Here is a 25271-nt window from a genome sequence, read left to right as displayed (position 1 = left end):
TCGTCCCGTGCGGTGGTGCGCCCGGCGGGTCAGAGCCGGGCCTCGGATCTCAGGTGCGCGGTGCGTCAGGGAGTGGCGAGTCCTGCGCCGGCCCAGCGCAGGCAGTCGCTCACGAGCTGCAGGAACTCCTCGAAGGGCTGGTCGGGGTCCCACGCGTCGACCGCCGTGGTGATCGCGGCCAGCGCGGTGTTCAGGACCAGGGCGGTCCGCACGTCGTCGGCGTCCGGACAGCGCCGGCCCAGCCACTCGCGCAGCTCGGGCTCGAAGCCGTCACAGGCACCGCGCGCCGACCGGCACAACCCCGGGGACTGCTCGAGCAGCCGCTTCTGCAGCGGCAGCCGCTCGGCCAGGATCCGCGCCAGGCCCAACGCGAGGTCGGTCAGCGCGTCCCAGAGTGGCAAGTCGGTACGACAGTTCTCCAGCAGGTTCCGCCACTGGCGTACTTCCTCGGGGTCCAGGTCGAAGACGACGGCTTCCTTGCTGGGGAAGTAGCTGAAGAACGTCGTCCGCGAGACCCCGGCCTCGGCGGCGATGTCCTCCACGCTGACCGCGTCGAACCCGCGCTCGCCGATGAGCCGCAGCGCGGTCGCCCGGATGAGGCGCCAGGCCGCGAGCTTCTTGCGCTCCCGCAGCCCCATGACGGCGGACACGGGACAGCGCTGGGTCTGCGCATCGTCCGCCGATCTCCTCATGGGCGCCGACGCTAGACCCGAACCTGTACCCAGTACAAGTTCTTACTGCGTCCGGGTTTCGACCTCACGTCCTGTTCACCGGGCGCCGGAGCGATCCCGCATGGCGGTGGGGGGCACTCGGACGTTCCGGCAGGTCGGCATCGCCATCGGCATCGCCATCGGCATCGCCATCGGCATCGCCGCGCTCGGGTTGATCGGCGCCGTGCCGGCCTTCTCGGCGGTCCGCCCGCCGGCGGCGGTCAGGAGGCGACGACCGGCTCCTCGCCGAACCCCGCCGGCACCGGGACGGCGTAGTAGCGGCGCTTGGTCGCCTGCTCGAGCATCCGCTGCAGCGGCTCGCCGCCGAGGCGCAGCAGCCGGAACGCCGCCGGGTCGCCCTGCCCGGTGTTCTCCACGACGTAGAACCAGAACCGGTCGGGGTGGGCGCGGGCCATGTCGTACAGCCGCGACTCCAGCCACACGTCCTCACCGCGGACCGAGCCGGGGACCGCACGCACCTCCACGGTGCGGTCGCCGCTGACGACGTCGCCGGGGGTGCGGCTGCCGCGGACGTCGCGGGCCGCCCGGCCCGCCGCCGCCTCCTGCGCGAGGACGAACGCGATCGCCGCGTCCTGCACCGCCGTCGGGTCGGCGGAGTGCTCCACGATCGGGGTGTCGGTGAGGAACATCGCTGCTCCGCTGGGTCTCGGCGGGGTGGACGCAGTGGTCCTACACCCGCCGCCGCGCCGGGAGGCGGGAGTTCGTCGCGCTACGTCACGGACGGGCCCGCCGGGCGGCGCGGCGTCCGCGCGTGGTCGCGCAGCGTCACGCCGGCCGGGCGCCGGCCACCCGGGCGGGGGAGCGCGTCACCCGTCGTCGTGGTCCCGGCCCGGTCCGGCGCATGCCCGCGCGCGGGCGGGGGAGGACCGTCGCCGACAGCACCACCTGGGGGAGGACACCGTGCCCAACGACGTGAACCCGATGCCTCGACCCGGCCTCGCGACCGGGAGCACCTGCTCCCGGCGGGCGGCCGGGCACTCGCCGCACCGGAGCACGATCCTGCTCTGCCACACCGGCGGGCTCGCCGACTGGCGGCCGGTGTTCGTCCTCGGGGTGGACGACGACGTCGTCACGCTGGCCGACGGCGACCGGCTCGCCCGCTACCGCAACCACGCGCCGACGACGCTGGCGCGGGCCGTGGTCGAGGCCGGGCCCGAGGCGCACCTCAACACCCGGTTCGGCTACCTGTTCCTGACCTCGTGGCCGCGCGACCCGGACGCCGTGTTCTCGCTGGCCCCCGCCGACCAGCCGCATTCCCCCTGCGGCTGAGCGCCCCGGGGCCCCGGCCGCGACGGCGCGGACGGGGCTCCGGGGAGGTGCTCACCAGGCGGGGCGGGCCGATCCGACGTAGCCGGGCACCGATCCGGCCCAGACCACCTTGACGGGCTGACCGTAGGTCGAGGCGTGGACCATCATCCCGTTGCCGATGTACATGCCGACGTGGCCGACCGGGCTGTAGAAGAACAGCAGGTCACCGGGCTGCATGTGCCACAGGCTGACGGGCAGGCCGATCCGCGACTGCATGCGCGAGGAGTGCGGCAGGTTGATGCCGGCGGACCGGTAGGCGTACTGGACCAGCCCGGAGCAGTCGAAGCTGTTCGGGCCGGCGCCGCCCCAGGCGTAGGGCTTGCCGACCTGGGCCAGCGCGGTGTCGACCGCCCGCTGGGCCGCCGGGGTCGGCGCGGCGTAGCTCGGCACCGACGCGGGCACCGCCGCCGGGACGGCGGCGGGCACGGTGGCCGGGACGGCGGCCGGCACGGCGTTGGCCGAGGCGACGGACGGGGTCAGCGCGAGACCGGCGCCGGCCGCCAGGGCGACGACGGCGGCTCGGGCGGAGCGGGGCATGCGGGCGTGCGAGGACGTGCGGACGATCGCCATGGACGGCGGGTTCTCCTTGTTCTCCGGATCCGCCTACCGGGTTAGCTGTCGGGTTCGGACGCGGGAATCGCCCGGCCCCGCCCGGACGACGACGTCCGAGCGCAGGCTTCACCCCAGTGCTCACCGTGGGTCCCCGGCCCGGGCGGGCGCTGCGGCCCGTGCCCGGTTCGGCGGGTCCGCCGGGTGTCGCCAGCTCTTCAGCGACGGGTTGTGGCCCCGACGGACGCGATGACCGTAGGACCGCCCCTTCCGCCCCACATCCGGGCGAGCGGGGCCGGACACGCCTGGCGACCGCGTCCGGTTCCGTGGCGTGTCAGCGTCCCGAACCCCGGCCTGACCTGGGCGGACCTGCGCGTATCGAGACCCGCCGGCCCGCGCCGCGCGGGGCGGCACGCCGATCGCCGACACGCCGCACCGGCACCACCCAGCGTCACCGGCCGTTGGGCAGGACGTCGCCGGAGTGCACCCGGCGGTTGATCCGATCCCCGACCGGGCATCGACGGTCCGACGGACCCGAGACGGTCCAGCGACACGACACGGTCCACGACAGGAGGAGATCCCAGATGGCCGGCATGTTCCGGAAGCTCATCGCCTCGGGCGTTGCGGCGAAGCTCGTCCAGGAGGCGCGCAAGCCGCAGAACCAGGAGAAGATCAAGCAGATGATCGCCAAGATCGGCGAGCAGAACAAGAAGCGCGGCGGCGGCGCCGGGCGCGGGCGCGGGCCCGTGCACTGATCGACCGCACCTCGCGCAGCGACCCCCGTCCGGCACCCGCCGGGCGGGGGTCGCTGCGCGTCAGGCGGGCGTGCGGTCGCGCACGTAGAGGCCGGGCGCCGGGTCGAGCACCGGGTGCCGGACGCTGCCCAGCTCGGCCGGCGCCGGCACCCGCGGCCCGGAGCGCACCGCCGTCCAGTCGGCCCACGTCTCCCACCAGCTGCCGATCCGCTCCTCGGCGCCGGCCCGCCACTCCTCGGGGTCGGCGACCGTCTCGCCGCCGACCCAGTGCCGGGCCTTCGGGTTGCCCGGCGGGTTGACCAGGCTCTGGATGTGGCCGCCGTTGCTCAGCACGAACGTGCTCGGCCCGGACAGCAGCCGCGTCGTCCGGTAGCAGCCGCGCCACGGGGTGAGGTGGTCGGTGACCGCGCCGGTGACGAACGTCGGCACGGTGATCTCGCCGAGGTCCACCGGGGTGCCGAGCACGGTCACCGCGCCGGGCTGGACGAGGGTGTTGTCGCGGAAGATCCGCAGGAACTGGTCGTGCAGCCGGGCGGGCAGGTTGGTCGCGTCGGCGTTCCAGGCCAGGACGTCGAAGGCCGGCACCGGCTCGCCCTGCAGCCACTGGTTCACCAGGCCGTCGAAGACCAGGTCGCCGGGCTTCATGAGGCTGAACACCGACCCCAGCGACCTGCCGCCGAGCACGCCGCGCGCCCGCGACACCCGCCGGGCCAGGCCGGTCACGAACTTGCCGGCGAAGGCGCCGATCGGGGCGCGCTCGCCGAAGTCCAGCAGGGTCACGCCGTAGGCGGCGCTGTGCACGCTCGCGTCGTCCATCGCCGCGAGGTGGTTGAGCAGCAGGGTCTGCAGGATGCCGCCGGCGCAGAACCCGACCGTGTTGACGTCGGGGGAGCCGGTGACCTGCCGGACCACCGACACCGCCCGCCGCAGCCGCTCGGTGTAGGTGTCCAGGTCCCAGTGCGCGTGCTGCCTGCCGGGGTTGCGCCAGCTGACGATGAACGTCGAGAAGCCGCGGCCGACGGCGTGCTCCACGAAGCTGCGCCCCTCGCGGAGGTCGAACAGGTAGTAGCGGTTGATCACCGGCGGGATGACGAGCAGCGGGCGGGCGTGCACCTCGGCCGTCGTCGGCGCGTACTGGATGACCTCGACGACGTCGTCCCGGTAGACGACGGCGCCGCGGCTGGTCGCGAGGTTCCGGCCGACGGTGAACGCGGCCGGGTCGCACAGCGCGGGCATCCCGCCGTTGCTCCGGACGTCCTCCAGCATCCGGCCGAGCCCGCGGACGACGCTGGCGCCGCCGGTGTCCAGCGCCCGCTTCAGCGCCGCCGGGTTGCCGGCGAGGGTGTTGGTGGGGGACGCCGCGGCGGCCAGGGCACGCACCGCGAACCGGGCCCGCTCCACCTCCCGCCAGCCCGCGCCGCTCGCCTCGTACCGGTCGACCAGCCGGTCCAGCGAGGCCGACCACGCGAGGTAGCCCTGGCCGAGCCGGCGGTAGCCGGGGTGGTCACGCCAGGCCGGGTCGGCGAACCGCTCGTCCGCGGTCGGGGCCGGCTCCCGCTCCAGGCCCAGGCCGATCGCGGCGAGCTCGCGGCTCAGCCGCACGGTCTCCGCGCCGAGCGCGCGGGAGCCGGCGAGCGCCGTGCCGCGGCGCGAGCGGGGGGTGGCGGTCTCCCGGGCGGGCGTCACCGCCGGGGTGCGGGTGGTCGCTGCGGTCGGTGGGTGCTGGACTGCGGTCACGGCGCCTCCGTCTCGTCGGTGCCACGAACGCTAGGGACGCCGGGCCTCCTCCGACCGGGCCTTTGGACCCGGCCGGAGGAGGGGATGCGTCACACGTGTGGTAGAGGCCTCACGGGCGGCCGGCGTGGGCGACGCCCACCTCGGTGGCCAGCAGCACGGCCTCCCGTGCCGGGGCGCGGTTGTGCTCGTAGAAGTCCGGCGCGCAGCACATGAGCAGCGTCGTGCCGTCCTCGCCGCCGAGCATGCAGGCGAAGACGCCGAGGCCCTCGGGCGCGGGCACCGACTCGACGATCGACCCCTCCGGCGAGATCCGCGCGACCCGGCCGCCGACGGCGTCGGCCGACCAGATGTGGCCCTCGGCGTCCAGCGCGCAGCCGTCCGGGGCGACGGTGACCTGGCCGAGCACCTCCTCGGTGGTCCGGCCGGTGACCTCGGGTCCCAGCGACGCCCACACCCGCCTGTTGGACAGCCCGCCGTCCCCGTCCAGGTCGAACGCGGTGTACCGGTTGCCGAGGGTCTCGCCGACGACCAGCGTGTCGCCGTCGGGGGTGATGACGGCGCCGTTGGGGAACTGCAGCCCGTCGGCGACCACGTGCACCGAGCCGTCGGGGTCGACCCGCTTGAGCGTCGCGGCGTGCGCGTCGCCGCCGCCCATCAGGTCGAAGCCGAAGTCGCCGACGAACACCCGGCCCTGCCCGTCGACGACCAGGTCGTTGAGGTGCCCGCCGCAGTGCCCGGCGAGGTCGGCGTACGTGGACAGCTCGCCGTCGGCCCAGCGCAGCAGGCGGCGGTCCCTCATCGAGACGACGACCAGCGACCCGTCCGGCAGCCAGCCCAGCCCGGACGGCTGCCCCTCGACCTCGAACAGGACGGTCTCCTCGCCGTCCGTCGTCACGCGGCTCACCGTGTGCCGGTAGAAGTCCGACACCCACCAGGTGCCGTCGCGCCAGCGCGGGCCCTCGAAGAAGGCGCCGCCGCTCAGGACCGTCCGAAGTTCTCGCTCCGCCATGCCGCGGACCCTAGGTCGGCCCGCTGTCGATGCTCCTCCCGGCCGCCGCCCGGACGCCGGCCAGCAGCCTGCGGACGGCGACGACGTGCCCGCCGCTGCCGACCACGGCCAGCCGGTACAGCCGCCCGTGCGGGCCGGGGAACGCCGCGCGGCTCTCCAGCCGCACCCGCGTGCCGCCGGCGGTGAGCTCGAGCCGGACGACGATCGCGTACCGGGAGAACCGGTGCCGGCCGGCGATCTCCAGCAGCCGCGGCTCGTCGGCGGTGACGACGCGGAAGCCGGGGAGCGTCGAGCCCGGCCCCGGCCGGCCCCAGCCCTCTGCCGTCGCCGGGTCGCAGCCGAGGGCGCGGGCCGCCGCGCGGGCGGCAGGTGCGGCGAAGGTGTCGTGCAGGGTGCTCAGCACCGCCCGCCAGGCCGCCGCCGGAGGCGCCGCGACGGTGGTCGCGTGCTCGTCGAGCAGGGGCAACGCCGCCGTCGTCGGGTCAGGATCCGGCACCGGGCCACCGTAGGCCGTAGGGCGGCGGCGACCATGTGCTCCGCGGACGCTCGGTCACTGCCCACCGGTCGTGGGCAGTGGCGGAGGTTCCCGGAAGCACATGTGCTCCGCGGACGCTCGGTCACTGCCCACCGGCCGTGGGCAGTGGCGGAGGCTCCCGGGACCACCTCGGTGCGCGGATCGTTGTGCTCTGCCCTCAGGGGTGGGCAGAGCACGACGACGCTCAGGGGACCGGCCGGGTGGCGGGTCAGTCGCCCTTGACGTTCACGATCTGGCGCAGCGTGTGCCGGATCTCGACCAGGTCGGCCGCGTCGTCCATGACTCGGTCGATCGGCTTGTACGCATCCGGGTGCTCGTCGAGGAACGCGTCGGAGTGGCCCCACGCGATGCCGGCCATCCGCTTCTCCAGGTCGGCCCGCGTGAACAGCCGCCGGGCGGCGTTGCGCGAGTGGTTGCGCCCCGCGCCGTGCGGCGAGGACATCAGCGACTCGGGGTTGCCCCGGCCGACGACGACGTAGGACGCCGCCCCCATCGAGCCCGGGATCAGCCCCCACTGCCCGGTCCGCGCCGAGATCGCGCCCTTGCGGGACAGCCACACCTCGCGCCCGTAGTGCTCCTCGCGCTCGGTGTAGTTGTGGTGACAGGAGATCTCGTCGCGCCGCTCGACGTCCGTCTTCAGGAACCGGCCGAGCTGGTCGGCGACGCGGTCCATCATCTCCTCGCGGTTGAGGAAGGCGAACCGCTGCGCCCAGCGCAGCGCCTCGATGTACCGGTCGAACTCCGGCGTGCCCTCCTCCAGGTAGGCGAGGTCCCGGTCGGCCAGCTCGACGCCCTGCTCGCGGCAGCGCTGCTGGGCGATCGCGATGTGCTTGGACGCCAGCTTGTTGCCGACCCCGCGCGAGCCGGAGTGCAGGAACAGCCACACCCGGTCGGCCTCGTCGAGCGACACCTCGATGAAGTGGTTGCCCGACCCCAGCGAGCCCAGCTGCAGCGGCCAGTTCGGCGCGGCGCCGTCGGCCTGCCCGGCGCCGGGCAGCGCGCGCAGCTCCTCGACCCGCGGCGCGGCCGTCTCGGTCAGCCGCTTGTTGTACCGCCCCGCGGACAGCGGCACGGCCCGCGAGATCCAGCCGTGCAGGACGGCGAGGTCGCCCCGGAGGTCGGCGGCGTCGAACTGGGTGCGGACCGCCATCATCCCGCAGCCGATGTCCACGCCGACCGCCGCCGGGATGATCGCGCCGTCGGTCGGGATCACCGAGCCCACCGTCGCGCCCTTGCCCAGGTGCGCGTCGGGCATGAGGGCCAGGTGCGGGTGGATGAACGGCATCGCGGCGGTGCGCTCGGCCTGCTCGCGGGTCGAGTCCTCCAGGATCGAGGCCCAGTTGAGCAGCCGGTCGTTGATCTTCTCCATCGTCCTCTCTCTTCGCTGCTGCCCCGACGGGCGTCCGGGCAGGACGCGGAGTGTTCGCGGCCGCGGGCTCGGGCGTGAGCGGATTACCCGCCCGGACCGGCGGGCCGACACGGATGTCAGGGTGGGTTCCGTGGTCAGCGAGCCGGAGTGGGTCGAGCACGTCATCTGGTGGCACGTCTACCCGCTGGGCTTCGTCGGCGCCGAGCGCGAGCGCGGCCCCGACGCCCCGGTCGCCCACCGCCTGAGCCACCTCACCGCCTGGCTGGACCACGTCACGCAGCTGGGCGCGAACGGCCTGGCCCTCGGCCCGGTCTTCGCGTCGGAGACCCACGGCTACGACACCACCGACCACCGGCGGATCGACCCCCGGCTGGGCGACGACGCGGACTTCGACGCCCTCCTCGCCGCCGCGGACGCCCGCGGCATCCGGGTGCTGCTCGACGGCGTCTTCAACCACGTCGGCCGCGGCCACCCGGCGTTCCGGGCGGTGCTCGAGCAGGGCCCGTCGGCGCCGACCGCCTCGTGGTTCCGGCTGCGCTGGCCCGGGGGCCCCGACGCCTGGCGGCCCGGCGTCGAGCCGGGGTACGACGACTTCGAGGGCCACTCCTCCCTCGTGGCCCTGGACCACGGCGCCCCGGCGGTCGTCGACCACGTCGCCGACGTCATGTGCCACTGGCTCGACCGCGGCATCGCCGGCTGGCGGCTGGACGCCGCCTACGCCGTCCCGACGTCGTTCTGGGCGCAGGTCGCCGACCGGGTGCGGGCCCGGCACCCCGGCGCCTACCTGATGGGCGAGGTGATCCACGGCGACTACCCGCGCTTCGTCGCCGAGAGCCGGCTGGACTCGGTCACCCAGTACGAGCTGTGGAAGGCCGTGTGGAGCGCGCTCAACGACGGCAACCTGCACGAGCTCGCCCACGCGCTGCGCCGGCACGACGGGTTCGTCGAGCGGTTCGTCCCGTACACCTTCCTCGGCAACCACGACGTCACCCGCATCGCCAGCCGGCTCACCGACCCCGCCCACCTGGCGCACGCCGTCGCCGTGCTGGCCACCGTCGGCGGCACCCCGGCCGTCTACGCCGGCGACGAGCACGCCTTCCGCGGCGTCAAGGAGGACCGGCCCGGCGGGGACGACGCCGTCCGGCCGGCGTTCCCCGCCACGCCCGAGGAGCTCTCCCGACTGGGCCTGCCCACGTTCGCCCTGCACCAGGAGCTGCTCGGCCTGCGCCGCCGCCACCCCTGGCTGCACGCCGCGCGCACCGAGGTGCTCGACGTGGCCAACGAGACGCTGGTCTACGCGTCCTCGGGGGCGGGCGGCCGGCTGCTCGTCGCCCTCTCCACGGCTCCGGCGCCGGTGACGCTGCGGGCGCCCGGGGCGCGCGACGTGCGGGCGGGGGAGGCGCGGCTGGACGGCGACCGGGTCACGCTGCCGGCCGGCGGCTGGGCGGTGCTCGGCGGCTGAGCCGCCCGGCTGCGCACTTCCATCCGCGCGCGGTCGGGCACACCCCGTCGCGCAGGCCGGCGTCAGGCGACGAGGCCCGAGCAGGTCAGGCGGGCCAGCCAGCGGCCGACGGCGGCGGGGTCGCGCACGTCCACCGAGCGCAGGCCGGTCAGCGCGCCGGCCGGGGTCAGCGCCAGCGCGATCCACTCCTCGGCCTCGGCGGCCGACACCCCGCGGCGCAGCTCCCCGGCCGCGGCGGCCCGCGCGACGTAGGGCCGGACCAGCGCGGCGACCCGCTCCCGGTCGCGCCCCAGCCGCAGCCCGAGGAACCGGGCCAGGCTCTCGTCGCCGGCGGCCAGGTGCTCGCCCTGGCGGTACCGGATGCCGGTCGCGGCGAGCACCTCGCCGATCACCGCGACGGCATCGGGCAGCGTGGTCGTGCGCGCGGCCCGCTCGGTGATCAGCGCGAGGTCGCGGGCGCGCTCGAACTCGCGGATGGCGTTGAACAGCTCGCCGCGGTCGGCCACGTGGCGGTACAGCGTCGCCCGGGACAGCCCGGCCGCGAGGGCGACGTCCCGCATCGTCGTCTTGGCCCGGCCGTACCGGGCGACGCACTCCATGCCCGCCCGCAGGATCCGGTCCCGGGTGTCCGGGTCGGCCGGCGGCGGGAGTTCCTCGCTCAGCCCGGAGGCCATGCCCGCCTCCTCCGGTCCCCGGTGGGCCCTCGTCCGCGGCCCTTGCCCGGCGGACGATACGTGCGATACAAGTTGGGTAGCAAGTGTCTCATCGGGGTCGCCCGGAGGGTGGCCGAGCGAGAGGGAGAACCGTGCCCCGACCCAGGCAGGCGGCGATCGCCGGCGTGTACACCACCAAGCAGGGCAAGCTGCCGGAGCGGACCTCGTTCTCGCTGCAGCTCGAGGCGATCAAGGGCGCGCTGGACGAGGCCGGGATCCCGATCGAGGAGGTCGACGGGATCATCCCGATGAGCATGTCCGACCACCTGCCGGGCACGTCGGCGACGCAGTTCTGGGCCGCGCAGCTGGGCGAGCGCCCGCTGGGGCTGATGGAGACCGGCGGCGCGTCGGGCGCGCTGGCCAAGGCGGCGCTGGCCATCGAGAACGGCATGTGCGAGGTCGTCGTCCTCTTCTACGGCAAGGCCGGCTCGCTGGTCGGCCCGCGGGGCACCGCCGTGCAGGACAGGGCCCCGCGGGTGCCGGACTGGAGCTTCTCCCGGTCCGGGGCCTACATGACGACGTGGTACGCGCTGTGGGCCCAGCGGTACATGCACGAGTTCGGCGTCACCCACGCCGACCTGGCCGAGGTCGCCGTGTTCACCCGGTACCACGCCACGCTCAACCCCGAGTCGATCATGGGCCGCAAGGGCGAGATCACCGTCGAGGACGTGCTGGCCAGCCGGCCGATCTGCGAGCCGCTCCACCTGCTCGACTGCTCGCTGGACAACGACGGCGGCTACGCGATCGTCATGACCTCGGCCGAGCGGGCGCGGTCGGCGCGGACGACGCCGGTGTGGGTGCTCGGCGGCGCGGAGTCCACCTACACCGACTTCTACACCACGATCAACGACCCCTGGTTCCCCGAGGAGGGCAAGGCGGTCCGCCGCGCGGCCGACCGGGCGTTCGACATCGCCGGCATCGGCCGCGACGAGATCGACGTCGCCGGTCTCTACGACTGCTTCACCATCACCACGATCCGCGACCTCGAGGAGATGGGCTTCTGCAAGCTCGGCGAGGGCGCGGCCTACGTCAAGGAGGGCCACTGCCGGCTGGGCGGCTCGATGCCGACCAACACCGACGGCGGCCTGCTCTCCAACAGCCACGCGGGCGACCCCTCGGGCATGCACACCATCGAGGTGGTCCGGCAGCTGCGCGGCGAGTGCGGCGAGCGGCAGGTCCCCGACGCGCGGATCGGCGTCTCGCTCCAGCAGGGCTGGGCGGTGCACGGCATGGCCGGCGTCCTCGTCATGGCCGCCGACTGAACCCGCCGTCCGACCACCCACCCGAGGAGCAGACATGACCTACCTCAAGCCGCTGCCGCAGGTCGAGCCGGCCAACAGGCCCTTCTGGGACGGCCTCGCCGCGGGCGAGTTCCGCGTGCCCCGGTGCGACGACTGCGGGCACTACAACTGGGTGCCGTTCCCGGCCTGCCGCTCCTGCCTGAGCGAGGACCAGACCTGGACGCCGGTCAGCCGCGACGCCACCGTGTGGAGCTTCAGCGTCGTCCACCGCGGGCCCGGCGCGTTCGACGCCGAGGTCCCCTACGCGGTGGTGCTGGCCAAGCTGGCCGAGGAGCCGCGCGGCTGCATCGTCCTCGGCAACACCGTCGGCATCGACCCGGCCGACCTGTACGTCGGGATGCCGCTGCGGATCGTGTTCGAGGAGATCCCCGGCGAGGACGTCACGGTCTACCGGTTCGCCGCGGCGGACGCCCCGGAGCCCGACCGGGCCGACGCCGCTGCCGACGCCGCCCTGGACCCCGCGAACCAGCCCGCCACGGTGGCCTGACGTGGACCTCTCGCTCGGCGCGGACCAGCTCTCGCTGCGGGGTGCGTTCGCCGAGCTGTTCGGCAAGGAGGCGAGCTCCGAGCGGGTGCGGGCCGCCGAGGAGCGCGGCCACGACGACGCGCTCTGGCGGACGCTGGTCGCCGCCGGCGCACCGACGATGGGCGTGTCCGAGGAGCTCGGCGGCGGCGGGGCCGGCACTGCCGACCTCGTGGTCGTCGCGATCGAGGCCGGCCGCCGGGTCGCGCCGGTGCCGCTGGTCGAGGCGCTGGCCGCCGCCGACGCCCTGGCCCGGGCCGGCGCCCGCGACCTGCTCGACGGCGCGGGGGAGGGCCGGGTGCTGCCCGTCCTCGCCCCGCGGCCGCTGCGCGCCGGCTCCGCCGGCCCGGTCTCCGGCGCCGCGGTCGCCGACGTCGTGGTCGCCCTCGACGGCGACGAACTGGTCGCGCTGTCCCGCCCCGAGGGGACGGCGGCGCGGCTGCTGCCCAACCTCGGCTCGGCGGCGCTGGCGGAGGTCACGACCGCCGCCTGGTCGCGGCGCACCGTGCTGGCGATCGGGGAGCAGGCGCGCACCGCGCACGCCGCGGCCCTGTCGCTGCTGCGGGTGCTCACCGCCGCGGCCCTGGAGGGCGTGCGGCAGGAGGCGCTGCGGCTGGGCGTCGACTACGTCAAGGAGCGGCACGCCTTCGGGGTGCCGATCGGCTGGTTCCAGACGGTGCAGCACCGGCTCGCCGACGTGGCGACCGCCGGCGACGGGGCCGAGCTGCTCGTGCACGAGGCGGCCTGGGCCCGCGACACCGGCGACCCGCGGGCCGGGGCACTGGCCCGGATGGCGCTGCTGTTCGCCGCCGGGACCGCGCAGCAGACCACCGCGGCGAGCCTGCACTTCCACGGCGGCTACGGCTACACGCTCGAGTACGACGTCCAGCTGTACCACCGGCGGGCCACGGCGTGGCCGCTCGCGCTGGGCGCGCCCCGGCACGAGCTGCGCGCCCTGGCCGCCGACCTGTTCGGCCCGGATTCCGAAGCCCGCGGCCTCGTCCGGGGCACCGCCCCGAGCGTGCGAGGGGTGGGGAGGACGAGGTCCTCACCGGACTTCACCGAGCACGACTCCCTCGCCGCGTTCCGCGCGGCCGCCGCCGCGTGGGCCGACCGGCACGTCCGCCCCGAGTGGGCGGAGCTGGAGCACGCCACCGGCACGCACCACAACCCCGAGCTGCACGCGCTGCTCGGGCAGCAGGGGCTGCTGGGCGCCGGCTGGCCGGCCGAGTACGGCGGCACCGACGTCGACCCCGGCTACGCGCTGGCCGTGTTCCAGGAGATCGGCGCCCGTGGCCTGCGGATGGACGGCTGGATCACCACCGAGATGGTCGCCCGCACGATCCTCGCCGTGGCGACCGAGGAGGCCAAGCGGGAGATCGTCCCGGCCGCGCTGCGCGGCGAGGTGGTCATCGTGCTCGGCTACACCGAGCCCGGGTCCGGCTCCGACGTCGCGGCGGCCTCGATGCGCGCGGTGCGCGACGGCGACGAGTGGGTGGTCAACGGCTCGAAGATGTTCACCAGCACCGCGCACGTGGCCACCCACGTGTTCCTGCTGACCCGCACGAATCCGGAGGTGGCCAAGCACAAGGGGCTCACCCTGCTCCTGGCTCGGCTCGACGCGCCCGGCGTCGAGGTCCAGCCGGTGCACACCCTCGGCGGCCAGCGCACCAACGCCACCTTCTACTCCGACGTCCGGGTGCCCGACCGGATGCGGATCGGCGACGTCGACGGCGGCTGGGGCGTCATGCGGGTGGCGCTGGTGCACGAGCGCGGCACCGCGGTCGCGCCCGGCGGCCCGACGCTCGTGGAGCGGGTGGCGGCCTGGGCGCGGGAGACCCCCGGGGACGACGGCGCGCCCCTGCTGGACGACCCCACCGTCGCCGAGTCCCTCGCCCGGCTGGCCGTCGACGACGAGGTCGCCCGGCTGCTCGGGCTCCGGGTCCGGTGGGTCGCCTCGACCGGCGGGATGCCCGGCGTCGAGGGGTCGATGGCCAAGCTGTTCTCCAGCGAGGCCGAGCAGCGGCGGGTCGCCGTCCTCACCGGCCTGCTGGGCGAGCGGGCGCTCCTGCGGGAGGGTCCGCTGCGCGGCGACGTCGAGGAGGCGTTCCGCAAGGCGCCGGTCAGCACCATCTACGGCGGCACCAGCGAGGTGCAGCGGGAGATCGTCGCCGAGCGCCGGCTCGGGCTGCCGCGCAGCCGGCCGGCCGGGTGAGCGCCGGGGCCGCCGGATCAGGTCCGTACCCCCGCCGCCGGCCTGCGCGGCCCCACGGACTGGACGTTTCGACAGTTCCCGATCTATCTTCGGGAGCGTCGCCCCGGCAGACGGGTGCGACGGCAGGACCGAGGAGGACGGCGATGCACGGAACCGAGCCGACGGCGCCGACCGCGACGGCGGAGGTCGACGCCGACCGCCGGCGCCTGGCGTGGCGGCGCATCACCGTCCGCCAGCTCACCTGCCTGTGCGAGCGCGCCGCCGGGTCCGACCCGGCCGCCCGCGACGCCGCCGCCCGCGCCGCCCGGCTGGCCCGGCTCCTCGAGCTCGACGAGGTCGGGGCGCTCGCCGTCCGCTGACGACCGTCCCGGCCCGCCACGCCTAGAGCAGGCGCAGGGGCGGGCGGCCGGCCAGCTGCTTCTCCAGCGTCACCCGGTGCCGGCCGTCGTCGTCGTGCCGGAAGTCCAGCCGGTCCACCAGGGCCTGCATGAGCAGCAGACCGGTCCCGCCCTCCGCCCGCTCGATGCCCGCGCGGGTGGTGGGGGCGGCCGCGGGGTCGAGGCCCTCGCCGTCGTCCCACACGGTCATCAGGCACCGCCGGTCGTCGATGGAGACCCCGACCTCGTAGCGGGCGTGCTCGCCGCTGTGCTGCACCACGTTCGCGCACGCCTCGGTGAGGGCGAGCGCGATCTCGTCGATGACGGCCTGCTGCACGCCGAGGTGCTCCAGCGCCTGGCGGCACAGTCCCCGGGCGAACGGGACGCTGTCGGTCTCGACCGGCAGGGTCACGCTGAACGCGATGTCCATCCCGCCCCTCCCGTCGGCCCGTGCGCGCCAGCCTGCCAGGTGGACGCGGGGACCACGACTCCGCCCTCCTCCGGGGGAGCCGTCGCCGTGGGACCGTGGCGGACGACGGCGGAGGGAGACGGCGGTGGGCACGGCGGTCACGAGCGACCCGCGGGAGGACCCGGGCGTCCCGGACGTCGACCCCGCCGCGCGGTGGCTGGCCCTGTTCGGCCTCGGGCCGCGGGGCGCCGCCGTCGTCGCGCGCTGGCGGGCGGCCGCGCCGGCGCACGTCCCGCTGCGGGCGCACACCGCCCCGCGGGCCGACGACGCGGTGCTGGACCTGCTCACCGCGGAGGTGGACCGGGCGCGGGTCGGCTGGCGGCTGATGGTGGCCGGCCCGGAGGTCGACGTCCTCGCCGTCCGGGCGCGCGCGACCGCGCTCGGCGTGCTCGACGCCGAGATCCGCGCGGCGGTCACCGACACCCGCCGCCGCCGGGTCTGGTGCGCCTCCTGCGGCGCCACCACCGAGACCAGCGCGCCCGCGCCGGGCGAGGCCGCCTGCGCCGGCTGCGGGCGGCGGCTGCACGTGCACGCCCACCTCTCCCGCCGGCTGGGCGCCCACCTGGGTTCCGCCGCCGATCCGGAGGAGCGGACGTGACGGCGCTGCTCCCCGCCCCGGCGACGGCCGCCCCCGCCGGTGCGGGCCCGACCCTGGAGGTCGCGGCGGTCGCCGACGCCGCGCCGGGCATCCGGACGCTCACCCTGCGCCGGGCCGGCGGCGGCACGCTGCCGGGATACCCGCCCGGCAGCCACCTGCTGCTCGACTGCGGCGGCCGGCACAACGCCTACTCGCTCACCGGCGACGGCTCCCCGGCCGCGGAGTGGCGGATCTCGGTGCTGCTGCGCCCCGACGGGGCCGGCGGATCGGCGTTCGTGCACCGGCTGCGGCCGGGGGACCGGATCGGCGCGACCGGGCCGCGCAGCGCCTTCGCGCCCGTCTCGACCGCGCGGCACGCCGTCCTGGTCGCCGGCGGCATCGGCATCACGCCGCTGCTGTCGCACGCCCGCGCCGCCGTCCGGTGGGGGCGGTCGTTCGAGCTGCTCTACGGCTGCCGCCCGGGCGCCGGCGCCCACCTCGCCGAGCTGCGGGAGCTGTGCGGCGACCGGCTGACCGAGCACGCCGACGCGGCCTCGCTGCGCGCCCGCGTGCGGGCGGTGCTCGCCGACCGGCCGATCGGCACGCACGTGCACGTGTGCGGGCCGGCCGGCCTGATCGCCTTCGTCGAGGAGACGGCGGCCGCGCTGGGCTGGCCCGCCGAGCGGGTGCACGCCGAGCGCTTCTCCGCCGCCGACCTCGACGCGGGGGAGCCCTTCGTCGCCCGGCTGGCCCGCACCGGCCGGCGGGTGCCCGTGCCGGCCGGGACCAGCCTGCTCGAGGCGCTCGAGGTCGCCGGCGTCGCCGTCCCGTCGCTGTGCCGGCAGGGCGTCTGCGGTCAGTGCCGGCTGCCGGTGACCGCCGGCCGGCCGCGGCACCGCGACCTGTACCTGTCCGAGGCCGAGCGCGCGGCCGGGAACGCGGTCATGGCCTGCGTCTCCCGCTGCGCCGGCGACGAGCTGGAGCTCGACCTGTGACCGCCGCCGTCCTGCCGGAGCGCACCGCCCGCTTCCCGTTCCCGTTCGCCGCCGACGCCTTCCGGTACTCGGTGAACGTCGAGCCGGCCCGCCGCGTCGTGGCGACCGCCGCCGGCAGCTGGGGCGCGGGCGTGCTGGACGTCGACGCGGACCACGCGGCCGAGCTGGCGCTGCGCCGGGACGTGCTGGCCGCCGACCCCGGCCGGTGCCGGCAGCTGCCGCACATGCGGGTCGCCGCGTGGGACGCGCTCACCACGCTGCTGCCCGAGCTGGCCGCCACCCTCCCCGGGGTCACCGCGCTGCGGGTGCGCGGCGACCGCTGGGACTGGCGCAACGACCTGACCGGCACCGCCGTCTCGTTCACGGTCGGCGACGACGACTCGCTGCCGGGCGGGCCGCTGGCGCTGCTCGGCAGCCAGGTGCAGGAGGACGTCGTCCTGCTCGACGAGCGCGAGGGGGCGCTGTGGGTCGACGCCGGGCTGGTCACCTTCGCCGCCGACTGGTCGCTGGGCTTCGACGTCGGCATGCGGTTCGCCGAGGTGCACGGGCCGGTGCCGCGGGTGGCCGAGGAGGGCGTCGTCGCCCGGGCCGAGCAGTTCCTGCTGCGGCTGCAGCCCGGGCAGGAGTTCCGCCGGACCAACTGGTCCATGACCGTCGGCCGCCGGCTGGACACCTCGACGGAGACGCGCGCCGAGTGGGCCGCCGAGCGCCGCGGGATCGGCGCGGACCCGGCGCTCCCGGACCGGCTGCACCTGCGCGTGGAGGTGCAGCACCTCATCCGGCTCGGCGTCTCGAACGCCGTCTGCTTCCTCATCCGCACCCACCTGCTGTCGCTGGGCGAGCTCGCCGCCGTGCCGCCGTGGCGGCGCCGGCTGGGCGCGGTGCTGGCCGAGCTGCCCGAGGACATGGCCGCCTACAAGGGCCTGACCGGCTTCCGGGGTCCCGCCGCCGACTGGCTGCTCCGCGGCGACTGACCGGCGCCCGGCCGATCGGGGGACGCGCGGGGCAAGGGTTTGCTCCGAACGATTCGATCGATACTCTTTCATCGAACTGTGAACGCCGTCACGGGGACGGCGGACGTCCGCGCCCGGAGCGGCCGGGCGGGCAGGGAGAGGGAGCAGGCGTGAGCGTCGACGAGGTCAGCCCCGCACCGGTGCACGAGCGGGCGCCGCGGGTCATCCAGCTGGAGCGGCACGGAGACGCCTACCGCACCGACTTCGTCCGGCTGGCCGACGAGCTGCACGCCACGGCCCCCCTCGCCTGGAACGACACCGACGGCGGCTACTGGTTCGTCTCGGGCAACCAGCAGCTGTTCGACACCGCCCGGCGGGCCGACCTGCTCTCCAACGACAACGACCCGCACGGCGAGCGCCGGGGCTACCGGGGCATCAGCATCCCGTCGATGAGCCCGGAGCAGGCCAAGGCGATGAGCGGCCCGCCCGGGTCGCTGGGCGGCAACTTCCTGCTGCTGGACCCGCCGGTGCAGCGGCACTACCGCAACGCGCTCAACGCCTACCTGTCGCCGGCCGCGGTCGCCCGCTGGCAGCCGGTCCTGGACGAGATCACCCGGGCGGCCCTGGACGAGGTGATCGAGACCGGCCGGATCGACGTCGTCGACGACCTGGCCAACATCGTCCCGGCGGTGCTGACGATGGCCATGCTCGGCTTCCCGATGGCCGACTACGAGGTCTACGTCGAGCCGACCCACGCCGCCGTCTACACGAAGCCCGGCACCCCCGAGATGGAGCGGGTGATCGAGCAGAGCATCGAGATGGCCATGCGGACCTACGGGTACATCGCCGAGATCCGCGCCAACCCGCGCCCGGGCCTGGTCGACGCGCTGATCAACGCCGAGATCACCGGCCGGCGGACCGAGGACAGCGACGTGTTCGGCGCCGTCCAGCTGCTCATCGGCGGCGGCTTCGACACCACCACCGCGCTGACCGCGCACGCGCTGGAGTGGCTGAGCGGGCACCCCGACCAGCGGGAGCGGCTGATCCGCGAGTGGGAGGGGCTGCGCGACAGCGCCACCGAGGAGTTCCTCCGCTACTACACCCCCGCGCCGGGCGACGGCCGGACCGTCACCCAGGACGCCGAGATCCACGGCGCGCAGTTCCGCGAGGGCGAGCGGCTGTGGCTGTCGTGGGCGATGGCCAACCGCGACGCGACGGTGTTCGAGGACCCGCACGAGATCAAGCTCGACCGCAAGGGCAACCGGCACGCCAGCTTCGGCCTGGGCATCCACCGCTGCATCGGCTCGAACGTCGCCCGCGCGACGTTCAAGACCATGCTCGAGGCGGTGCTCGACCGGATGCCGGACTTCGTCTGCGACCCGGCCGGGGCGGTGCACTACGACACCGTCGGCGTCATCAACGGCATGAAGCACCTGCCGGCCACCTTCACCCCGGGCGAGCGCCTGGGCCCGGGCCTGGCCGAGACCATCGACCGCCTGCAGCAGGTCGTCGACGAGCAGCGGCTGGCCGAGCCGGTCACCGTCCGGCGCGAGGCCGCCCGCCTCGCCTGAACCAGCCCGGCCGTCGTCCCGGAGCGACCGCGGCCACCCCACCGCCCACCAGCCCGACCACCTGGGAGAGACCCGCATGACCGTCGACGACACCCTCCGGACCGGAGACCAGCGCAGCGCACTGCGGATCGAGCTCGACCGGCACGGCGACCAGTACCGGACCGAGTTCGAGCGGCTGTCCGACGAACTGCACGCCAGCAAGCCCATCGCGTGGAACGACACCCACGGCGGCTACTGGTTCGTGACCGGCAACCAGGAGCTGTTCGACACCGCTCGCCGGGCCGACGTCCTGTCCAACGACGACGACCCGTACAACGAGCGCAGGGGTGAGAAGTACACCGGCATCTCGATCCCGCCGCCGCCGGTGGAGAACCGCCGGATGTCCTACGGCCCGCCCGGGCGGCTCGGCGGGATGTTCCTCGGCATGGACCCGCCGGCGCAGCGGCACTACCGCAACGCGCTGAACCCCTACCTGTCGCCGGCGGCGGTGGCCCGCTGGCAGCCCGTGATCGACGAGATCACCCGCGCCTCGCTGGACGAGGTGATCGAGACCGGCCGGATCGACTTCGTCGACGACCTGGCCAACATCGTCCCGGCCGTCCTCACCATGGCGATGCTCGGCTTCCCGATGAACGACTACATGACCTACGTCGAGCCGATCCACGCGCAGGTCTACACCAAGCCGGGCACCCCCGAGCACGAGGTCGTCCTGCAGCAGATGCAGGTCATGGGCATGCGGTCGTTCGGCTACATCGCCGACATCCGGGCCAACCCCCGGCCCGGGCTGGTGGACGCCCTCATCAAGGCCGACATCTGCGGGACCAGCCCCGACGACATGGCCGTGCTCGGCGCGGTCGGCCTGCTGATCGGTGGTGGGTTCGACACGACGACGGCGCTGACGGCGCACGCGCTGGAGTGGCTGAGCGGGCACCCCGACCAGCGCGAGCGGCTCATCCGCGAGTGGGAGGAGCTCCGTGACAGCGCCACCGAGGAGTTCCTCCGCTTCTACACGCCGGCCCCCGGCGACGGGCGCACCGTGGCCAAGGACGAGGAGATCCACGGCGTCCAGCTGCGGGAGGGCGACCGGCTGTGGCTGTCCTGGGCGATGGCCAACCGCGACGCGACGGTGTTCGAGGACCCGCACGAGATCAAGCTCGACCGCAAGGGCAACCGGCACGCCAGCTTCGGCCTCGGCGTGCACCGGTGCATCGGCTCGAACGTCGCCCGCGCGACGTTCAAGACCATGCTCAAGGCGGTCCTGGACCGGATGCCGGACTTCGTCTGCGTCCCGGACGGCGCGGTGCACTACGACACCGTCGGCGTCATCAACGGCCTGAAGAAGCTGCCGGCCACCTTCACCCCGGGCGAGCGCCTGGGCCCGGGCCTGGCCGAGACCGTCGACCGGCTGCAGCAGGTCGTCGACGAGCAGCGCCTGGCCGAGCCGGTGACGGTCAAGAAGGACGCCGCCAAGCTCACGGTCTGAACGCCGGACCGGCGTCCCCGCGGACTGCGGGACGCCGGTCGCGGCCGGGTCGATGCCGGCTAGCTCAGGACTCCGGTGAACCACAGCGCCCAGGCGAGGCCGGCCAGCGCGAGCAGGGCGTTGGTCGTGCGGCGCCGCCAGGCGGCCGGCTGGAGCGCGGCCAGCGCGGCCACGGTCAGCACCTCGGCGGCGACGGTCCAGGAGCCGAGGGCGTCGGGCTCGTGCCGGACGGGCTCGGCCTCGCCGGACATGGGCATGATCGGGGAGGTCTGCACCGCCACGCCGGTCGAGTAATCGACCCCGGTCACCGGGTCGATCCCCGGGTCGTGCCCGGTGGTCTCGTGCATGCCGTGCGCTCCGCCGTCGGAGCCGTGGGTCACCGCGAACGCGTCGAGCAGACCGGTCGAGTGCGCCAGGACGTAGAGCCCCAGCAGTCCCACGGTGCCGAGCAGGGCCGCGGTGACGACCCGGCGGTCCGGCCGCAGGCCGGTCACCCGGTTCACGACCAGCCAGCCCGCCAGGCCCAGCTGGGCGAGCGCCGTCAGCAGGAAGAACCCGACGGCCAGCCCCCCGGCCTCGATGTGGTCGTAGGCCACCAGCACGTGCAGCCCGCCCGCGGCCGCGGCGCCGAGCGCACCGGCCCACAGCCACCGGGCGAGGCCCCGGCCCGGTGCGGCCCCGGTGTCCGGGGCGGCCCCGGTGTCCGGGGCGTCCCCGACCGCTCCCGGCGCCGTCGCCGGCGCACTCACGCCCCACCGCCGGTGGTGCCGGTCGTGCTCTCCGTGCCGGACGGGGCGGTCGGTTCGGTCGGCGTCGTACCGGTCGTCTCCGAGGTGCCCGAGGTACCGCTCGTCTCCGAGCTACCGCTCGTCTCCGAGGTGCCGCTCGTGTCCGTCGTCCCCGGGCGCGGCGGTGCCTGGACGGGCGCCGTCAGGGGGACCAGGGGCGGAGCCGGGAGCGGCTTCGGCGGGCAGGAGTTGATCGCGTCGCAGTCGACGTCGTGATGCCCCACCTGGTACTGGAACATCATGTCGTGGTCCTCGTGCGACAGGTTGTGGCAGTGGATCATGTACCGGCCGTCCTCGTGCTCGAACCGCATGAGCAGCCGGACGGTCTCGTTCTCCCCGACGTAGACGACGTCCTTGGGGCCCTTCTCCTCCGGGCGCGGCGGCTGGCTGACGCCGCTGATGGTGCGGCTCAGGATCTTGAAGTCGACGAGGTGGATGTGCAGCGGGTGGAACCAGCCGCCCGAGTCGTTCGTGACGTCCCAGATCTCGATCGCGTCGCGCGCGGGGTTGGCGAAGATGTTCCGGTAGTTGGACCGGACGACGTCCTCCCACGTCGTGTCGTTGATCTTCCACATCCCGTTGCTCCGGTGCAGCCGGATGCTGCGGACCGCGGAGCGGCTGGCGGCCTGCAGACCCATGACCGGGTGGGCGGGGGCCAGGGCGTTCGGCCAGGCGTTGTCGCCCACGGGGGCGATCGCCGGGTCGGTGGTCGTGGGGGTCACCCGCGGGCCGACCTCGAACTGCATGACCTTGCCGGTGTGGTCGAAGTCCCGGGCGTTGGCGACGCCGTCGTTGAGCAGCTGGACCTTGGTGTTCGGCTGACCGGCCGCCGGCTTGAGGCTCGAGAAGTCGATGATGATCTCGTAGCGCTCGGCCATGCCGATCTTGAGCGTGGTCACCGTCTGGGCGAACTGCATGAAGCCGCCGTCGGTGGCGATCACCTTGAACGGCATGTTGTTGCTCAGCCGCAGCTGGAAGCCGCGGGCGAGGGCGCCGTTGAGGATCCGGAACCGGTACTTGCGGGGCTCCACCGGCATGTTCGGCCACGCCACGCCGTTGACGAGGACGACGTCGCCGTAGACCCCGGACTCGCCGTCGTCGTTCCACAGCAGCTGGCCCTCGGTGTTGAAGATCGCGTCGCTGAGGATCATCGGGAACTCGTACTGCGGCTTGCCGAACAGCGGGTGCCCGGGGGTCGCCTTCTCCCGCATGTAGCGGGGGATGCCGAGCGACCGCTCGAGGTCCTCGTCCACCAGGTGGTACTGGGCGGCCAGGCCCATGTAGACGTTCTGCGCGGTGTGGTGCACGCCGTGGTCGTGGTACCAGAGCGTCCGCGGGGTGCAGTTGTTCGGGTACTCGTAGTTCTTCCACTCACCGGGGTTGGTGAGGTCGCCGGCGTAGCCGTCGTACTGCGGCTTGGACGGCGAGCCGTGCAGGTGCAGCGACGTCCACGGGACGTAGCCCATCGTCGGGTGCATGCGGGGCAGCTCGTTGACGACCTGCATGACCGTGCGCCGGGGCATCTTCTTGCCGGTGACCGGGTCCTTCTGCAGGTAGCTCCGGATCGTCGGGCCGGGCACCGAGCGGATCAGGCTGCCGTCGGGCTTGTGCCCGGCGTAGCACCACAGCTTGGTCCACATGCCCGGGATGATCTGGGCCTGCACGTTGGTCTCGGTGATCCGGTAGTAGTCGGTCCCGAGGTACTGGCTGCCGCGGATGGGCTCGCCCGGGTAGTGCTCGCTGCCGGCCGGCGGCACGTAGTCGGCCGGGACGAAGCCGTAGACGTCGTCGCGGATGTCGTCCTTGACCGTGGGCTCGAGCACCGGCGGCGCCTTGAAGGTCTGGGTGTACGGCACCGGCATCCTGCTCGCCGGCAGCGTCGAGGCGCTCGCCGCCGACAGGGCGCTGTGCAGCGGGATCGCCATCGCGGCGGTCCCCGCGGCGGACAGCTTGAGCATGTCCCGTCGGTTGAGGGTCGGCGTCTCCATCGTGGCTCCCGTGGTCGATGCCTCCCGGATGAGGCACTCCGAATGCTCCGGGGGGAGACCGCTCCGTCACAGCCGTAACAGGGGGACGCGTCGGCACCCCATGTTGGGGGGGCCGAGTCGTTGGTGTTGCTGCAGGTCAGGGGCCCGTTGCGGGGCGTGAGGAGCCGGGCCCCGGGGGCCGGTTCAGGCGCCCTGGTTGGCGCGCACGACGGTGTCCGCCGCGTTGTCGGTGATCTTCGGTGAGCTGTTCAGGCCGGTGAGGTCGTTGCCCTCGATCACGACGCCGGGGGAGGCCGCCGACACCCGCACGGCGCGGGCGGTCGTCGTCCCCGTGGCCCGCTGGAAGGTCGAGCCGGCGACGCGGGCGCCCGGCGCGCCGACCAGGTCGACCCCCCAGGCGGCGTTCGGGATCCCGGTGAACCGGCAGGACTCGACGGCGAACGCCGTCGCCGGGGCGATCGGGCCGGCGACGAGCAGCCGCTTGCCCGGTGCGCCGGCGAAGGACGACCGCACCATCCGCACCCGGTCGGCCTGGTCGACCACGGCCACCGCGTCGGCCGTGCCGGACGGCGCGGGGAACGTGCAGCTGTCGAAGGTGACGCCGCTGATGTTCGGCCCGCCGATGCGCAGCACGCTGTTGACGGGCCGGGTGACGTCGGTGCGGGTGAAGGTCACGTCGCGGATGGTGCCGCCGGAGGCCGGGTCGGTCTGGATGCGGATCTCCTGCGTGCCCGCGTTCGCCGCGCGGGCCATGTCGACGGCGCAGTCGGTGAACCGCAGCCGCGCGATCGCGCCCGAGCTGTGGGTGTTCTTCACGACGATGCCCCGGTCCGTGCCGGCCCCGCGGCAGCTGGTGAACGCGCAGTCGGTGACCGACGCGGACATCCCGCCGTCCCCGCGGGTCCACTCGAGCAGGGCGACCATGAACCGGCTCACCGTGCTCGTGCCGGTGCACCCCGAGAAGGTGCCGCGGGTGATGCTCATGTCGAACAGCAGCGCGGCCGGGTCGCCGATGGGCACGAACTGCAGGCAGTCGTCGCCGGACTGCACGTCGCACGCGGTGGCGAGGAAGTCCGCGCCGCCGAGGACGCGGATGCCGCCGGTCCCCGTCTCGGCCCGGCTGTTGCGGATGCGCACGCGGTCCATGCGGCCCCGGTCGCCGGCGTACATGACCGCCTGCCCGCCGGCGTAGGTGTCGATGGTCAGGTCGCGCAGCAGGACGTCGTCGCCGTAGAGGGCGATGACCACGCCCGTGCGGCTGTGGTCGCGGGCGCCGATCGTCCCGGGCCCGGTGATCCGGACGCCGCTGGACCGGACGGCGAAGTCGGCGTTGCGGAGGAAGGCGTTGGCCAGGCCGGGGGCGGCCGCCCAGTCCTTGAGCAGCCGCGCGCCGCTGGCCAGCTGCAGCTGCGCGCCGGGCGGCAGCAGCAGGCTGCGCGTGCAGCGGTAGGTGCCGGCCGGGAGCACCCCGACCGCTGCCTGCCGCGCGCTGGCGTCGACCAGCCGCTGGATCGCCGCGGTGTCGTCGCTGGTGCCGTTGCCGGTGGCGCCGAAGTCGCGCGCGTACAGGGTCCCGGCCGCGGCCGCCCGGTCCGGGGTGAGCCAGTCGAGGACCGGGACGGCGGCCAGGCCTCCGCTGACGGCGAGGACGGCGCGGCGGGTGACCTCCTCGGCATGCGGTTCCCCGCCGGCGTCCGGGCCGTCGGCCTCGTCGGCGGTGTGCGGTCCGTCGTCCATGGGATCCCCGTTCCGACGCGCGACGCTGCGCGGGCTCGTGCGCCCGGCCCCTGCGGCCGGCCGCCGTACGGGTCACGATGACGACGGATCGCCGTCAGGACCAGGGTCTTCGTGCCGGGCGCGCCA

The 25271-nt window shown here is 74.8% G+C and carries 24 protein-coding genes and 1 riboswitch; of the genes, 12 read left to right on the top strand and 12 right to left on the bottom strand.

The features are described 5' to 3' along the window. Positions 1-65 precede the first annotated feature (65 nt). Both ACI79F_RS11210 and ACI79F_RS11205 read right to left on the bottom strand, forming a co-directional pair. The gene (locus tag ACI79F_RS11210; protein ID WP_456578904.1) at positions 66-650 is read right to left on the bottom strand and encodes a TetR family transcriptional regulator; all 585 of its coding nucleotides are present in this window, start codon (positions 648-650) and stop codon (positions 66-68) included. Positions 651-931: 281 nt separating this feature from the next. Beyond that, on the bottom strand, positions 932-1360 hold the full coding sequence (locus ACI79F_RS11205; RefSeq protein WP_456546938.1) for a protein NO VEIN domain-containing protein: 429 nt from the start codon (positions 1358-1360) through the stop codon (positions 932-934). A 271-nt stretch (positions 1361-1631) separates the two neighbouring features. On the opposite strand from ACI79F_RS11205, the gene ACI79F_RS11200 reads away from it, so the two are divergent. After that, entirely contained in the window at positions 1632-2000 is a 369-nt protein-coding gene (locus tag ACI79F_RS11200) for a hypothetical protein (protein ID WP_456546937.1), read from the top strand. Between the two features lie 51 nt (positions 2001-2051). On the opposite strand, the gene ACI79F_RS11195 is transcribed toward ACI79F_RS11200, so the two are convergent. Next, a complete protein-coding gene (locus ACI79F_RS11195; protein ID WP_456546936.1) occupies positions 2052-2609 on the bottom strand; it encodes an NlpC/P60 family protein in 558 nt (185 codons plus the stop codon). Between the two features lie 16 nt (positions 2610-2625). Further along, a riboswitch (cyclic di-AMP (ydaO/yuaA leader) is annotated at positions 2626-2776 on the bottom strand. 396 nt (positions 2777-3172) lie between these two features. On the opposite strand from ACI79F_RS11195, the gene ACI79F_RS11190 reads away from it, so the two are divergent. Beyond that, entirely contained in the window at positions 3173-3343 is a 171-nt protein-coding gene (locus tag ACI79F_RS11190; protein ID WP_456546935.1) for a hypothetical protein, read from the top strand. Positions 3344-3403: 60 nt separating this feature from the next. Here ACI79F_RS11190 and ACI79F_RS11185 read toward each other — a convergent pair whose 3' ends face one another. The 4 genes from ACI79F_RS11185 to ACI79F_RS11170 all read right to left on the bottom strand — a co-directional run bounded on the left by ACI79F_RS11185 (position 3404) and on the right by ACI79F_RS11170 (position 7993). Continuing rightward, a complete protein-coding gene (locus ACI79F_RS11185; RefSeq protein WP_456546934.1) occupies positions 3404-5080 on the bottom strand; it encodes a PHA/PHB synthase family protein in 1677 nt (558 codons plus the stop codon). 109 nt (positions 5081-5189) lie between these two features. Continuing rightward, the gene (locus ACI79F_RS11180; RefSeq protein WP_456546933.1) at positions 5190-6089 is read right to left on the bottom strand and encodes an SMP-30/gluconolactonase/LRE family protein; all 900 of its coding nucleotides are present in this window, start codon (positions 6087-6089) and stop codon (positions 5190-5192) included. Between the two features lie 10 nt (positions 6090-6099). Beyond that, positions 6100-6585: a hypothetical protein gene (locus tag ACI79F_RS11175; RefSeq protein WP_456546932.1), complete on the bottom strand. Its 486-nt coding sequence runs from the start codon at positions 6583-6585 to the stop codon at positions 6100-6102. A gap of 247 nt (positions 6586-6832) precedes the next feature. After that, a complete protein-coding gene (locus ACI79F_RS11170; protein ID WP_456546931.1) occupies positions 6833-7993 on the bottom strand; it encodes an RtcB family protein in 1161 nt (386 codons plus the stop codon). Positions 7994-8114: 121 nt separating this feature from the next. Between ACI79F_RS11170 and ACI79F_RS11165 the strand changes: the two genes are divergently transcribed. After that, positions 8115-9455: an alpha-amylase family protein gene (locus ACI79F_RS11165; protein WP_456578903.1), complete on the top strand. Its 1341-nt coding sequence runs from the start codon at positions 8115-8117 to the stop codon at positions 9453-9455. A gap of 62 nt (positions 9456-9517) precedes the next feature. On the opposite strand, the gene ACI79F_RS11160 is transcribed toward ACI79F_RS11165, so the two are convergent. After that, positions 9518-10129 carry a TetR/AcrR family transcriptional regulator gene (locus ACI79F_RS11160; RefSeq protein ID WP_456546929.1) on the bottom strand — a complete coding sequence of 204 codons (612 nt, stop codon included), beginning with the start codon at positions 10127-10129 and terminating at the stop codon, positions 9518-9520. Between the two features lie 131 nt (positions 10130-10260). On the opposite strand from ACI79F_RS11160, the gene ACI79F_RS11155 reads away from it, so the two are divergent. The 4 genes from ACI79F_RS11155 (at position 10261) to ACI79F_RS11140 (ending at position 14566) form a co-directional block, all read left to right on the top strand. Beyond that, entirely contained in the window at positions 10261-11430 is a 1170-nt protein-coding gene (locus ACI79F_RS11155) for a thiolase family protein (protein ID WP_456546928.1), read from the top strand. Between the two features lie 34 nt (positions 11431-11464). Further along, the gene (locus tag ACI79F_RS11150) at positions 11465-11956 is read left to right on the top strand and encodes a Zn-ribbon domain-containing OB-fold protein (RefSeq protein WP_456546927.1); all 492 of its coding nucleotides are present in this window, start codon (positions 11465-11467) and stop codon (positions 11954-11956) included. 1 nt (position 11957) lies between these two features. Beyond that, a complete protein-coding gene (locus ACI79F_RS11145; protein WP_456546926.1) occupies positions 11958-14207 on the top strand; it encodes an acyl-CoA dehydrogenase in 2250 nt (749 codons plus the stop codon). A gap of 143 nt (positions 14208-14350) precedes the next feature. Then, positions 14351-14566 (top strand): hypothetical protein, encoded by a 216-nt coding sequence (locus ACI79F_RS11140; RefSeq protein ID WP_456546925.1) that lies wholly within the window; start codon positions 14351-14353, stop codon positions 14564-14566. A gap of 22 nt (positions 14567-14588) precedes the next feature. Here the strand turns inward: ACI79F_RS11140 and ACI79F_RS11135 are convergent, their stop codons facing one another. Then, positions 14589-15014 (bottom strand): ATP-binding protein, encoded by a 426-nt coding sequence (locus ACI79F_RS11135; protein WP_456546924.1) that lies wholly within the window; start codon positions 15012-15014, stop codon positions 14589-14591. Between the two features lie 124 nt (positions 15015-15138). Here ACI79F_RS11135 and ACI79F_RS11130 point away from each other — a divergent pair, with 124 nt between their 5' ends. The 5 genes from ACI79F_RS11130 to ACI79F_RS11110 all read left to right on the top strand — a co-directional run bounded on the left by ACI79F_RS11130 (position 15139) and on the right by ACI79F_RS11110 (position 20632). Beyond that, positions 15139-15651 (top strand): dimethylamine monooxygenase subunit DmmA family protein, encoded by a 513-nt coding sequence (locus ACI79F_RS11130; RefSeq protein WP_456546923.1) that lies wholly within the window; start codon positions 15139-15141, stop codon positions 15649-15651. Further along, the gene (locus ACI79F_RS11125) at positions 15648-16625 is read left to right on the top strand and encodes a PDR/VanB family oxidoreductase (RefSeq protein ID WP_456546922.1); all 978 of its coding nucleotides are present in this window, start codon (positions 15648-15650) and stop codon (positions 16623-16625) included. The genes ACI79F_RS11130 and ACI79F_RS11125 overlap by 4 nt, the downstream gene beginning before the upstream one ends. Then, a complete protein-coding gene (locus ACI79F_RS11120; protein ID WP_456546921.1) occupies positions 16622-17599 on the top strand; it encodes a heme-dependent oxidative N-demethylase family protein in 978 nt (325 codons plus the stop codon). The genes ACI79F_RS11125 and ACI79F_RS11120 overlap by 4 nt, the downstream gene beginning before the upstream one ends. A 149-nt stretch (positions 17600-17748) precedes the next feature. Beyond that, the gene (locus ACI79F_RS11115; RefSeq protein ID WP_456546920.1) at positions 17749-19149 is read left to right on the top strand and encodes a cytochrome P450; all 1401 of its coding nucleotides are present in this window, start codon (positions 17749-17751) and stop codon (positions 19147-19149) included. 76 nt (positions 19150-19225) lie between these two features. Next, a complete protein-coding gene (locus tag ACI79F_RS11110) occupies positions 19226-20632 on the top strand; it encodes a cytochrome P450 (RefSeq protein ID WP_456546919.1) in 1407 nt (468 codons plus the stop codon). A 59-nt stretch (positions 20633-20691) separates the two neighbouring features. Here the strand turns inward: ACI79F_RS11110 and ACI79F_RS11105 are convergent, their stop codons facing one another. From ACI79F_RS11105 to ACI79F_RS11095, 3 genes are all read right to left on the bottom strand, one after another. Then, positions 20692-21381, bottom strand: a complete 690-nt coding sequence (locus ACI79F_RS11105; protein WP_456546918.1) for a hypothetical protein — start codon at positions 21379-21381, stop codon at positions 20692-20694. Next, a complete protein-coding gene (locus ACI79F_RS11100) occupies positions 21378-23408 on the bottom strand; it encodes a multicopper oxidase domain-containing protein (protein WP_456546917.1) in 2031 nt (676 codons plus the stop codon). Before ACI79F_RS11100 ends, ACI79F_RS11105 begins: the two co-directional genes overlap by 4 nt. 183 nt (positions 23409-23591) lie before the next feature. Beyond that, the gene (locus tag ACI79F_RS11095; protein WP_456546916.1) at positions 23592-25145 is read right to left on the bottom strand and encodes a glycosyl hydrolase family 28-related protein; all 1554 of its coding nucleotides are present in this window, start codon (positions 25143-25145) and stop codon (positions 23592-23594) included. Positions 25146-25271: the final 126 nt, after the last annotated feature.

The sequence above is a fragment of the Blastococcus sp. SYSU D00868 genome (assembly GCF_054050575.1).
Note: the sequence above shows the minus strand (reverse complement) of the source record. Positions and strands in the feature narration are given on the sequence as shown.

Excerpts from the sequence above, each read along its gene's own strand:
- ACI79F_RS11205 (WP_456546938.1), bottom strand. The coding sequence starts at position 1,360 with ATGTTCCTCACCGACACCCCGATCGTGGAGCACTCCGCCGACCCGACG.
- ACI79F_RS11195 (WP_456546936.1), bottom strand. The coding sequence starts at position 2,609 with ATGGCGATCGTCCGCACGTCCTCGCACGCCCGCATGCCCCGCTCCGCC.
- ACI79F_RS11190 (WP_456546935.1), top strand. The coding sequence starts at position 3,173 with ATGGCCGGCATGTTCCGGAAGCTCATCGCCTCGGGCGTTGCGGCGAAG.
- ACI79F_RS11180 (WP_456546933.1), bottom strand. The coding sequence starts at position 6,089 with ATGGCGGAGCGAGAACTTCGGACGGTCCTGAGCGGCGGCGCCTTCTTC.
- ACI79F_RS11170 (WP_456546931.1), bottom strand. The coding sequence starts at position 7,993 with ATGGAGAAGATCAACGACCGGCTGCTCAACTGGGCCTCGATCCTGGAG.
- ACI79F_RS11160 (WP_456546929.1), bottom strand. The coding sequence starts at position 10,129 with ATGGCCTCCGGGCTGAGCGAGGAACTCCCGCCGCCGGCCGACCCGGAC.
- ACI79F_RS11150 (WP_456546927.1), top strand. The coding sequence starts at position 11,465 with ATGACCTACCTCAAGCCGCTGCCGCAGGTCGAGCCGGCCAACAGGCCC.
- ACI79F_RS11140 (WP_456546925.1), top strand. The coding sequence starts at position 14,351 with ATGCACGGAACCGAGCCGACGGCGCCGACCGCGACGGCGGAGGTCGAC.
- ACI79F_RS11135 (WP_456546924.1), bottom strand. The coding sequence starts at position 15,014 with ATGGACATCGCGTTCAGCGTGACCCTGCCGGTCGAGACCGACAGCGTC.
- ACI79F_RS11110 (WP_456546919.1), top strand. The coding sequence starts at position 19,226 with ATGACCGTCGACGACACCCTCCGGACCGGAGACCAGCGCAGCGCACTG.
- ACI79F_RS11100 (WP_456546917.1), bottom strand. The coding sequence starts at position 23,408 with ATGGAGACGCCGACCCTCAACCGACGGGACATGCTCAAGCTGTCCGCC.
- ACI79F_RS11095 (WP_456546916.1), bottom strand. The coding sequence starts at position 25,145 with ATGGACGACGGACCGCACACCGCCGACGAGGCCGACGGCCCGGACGCC.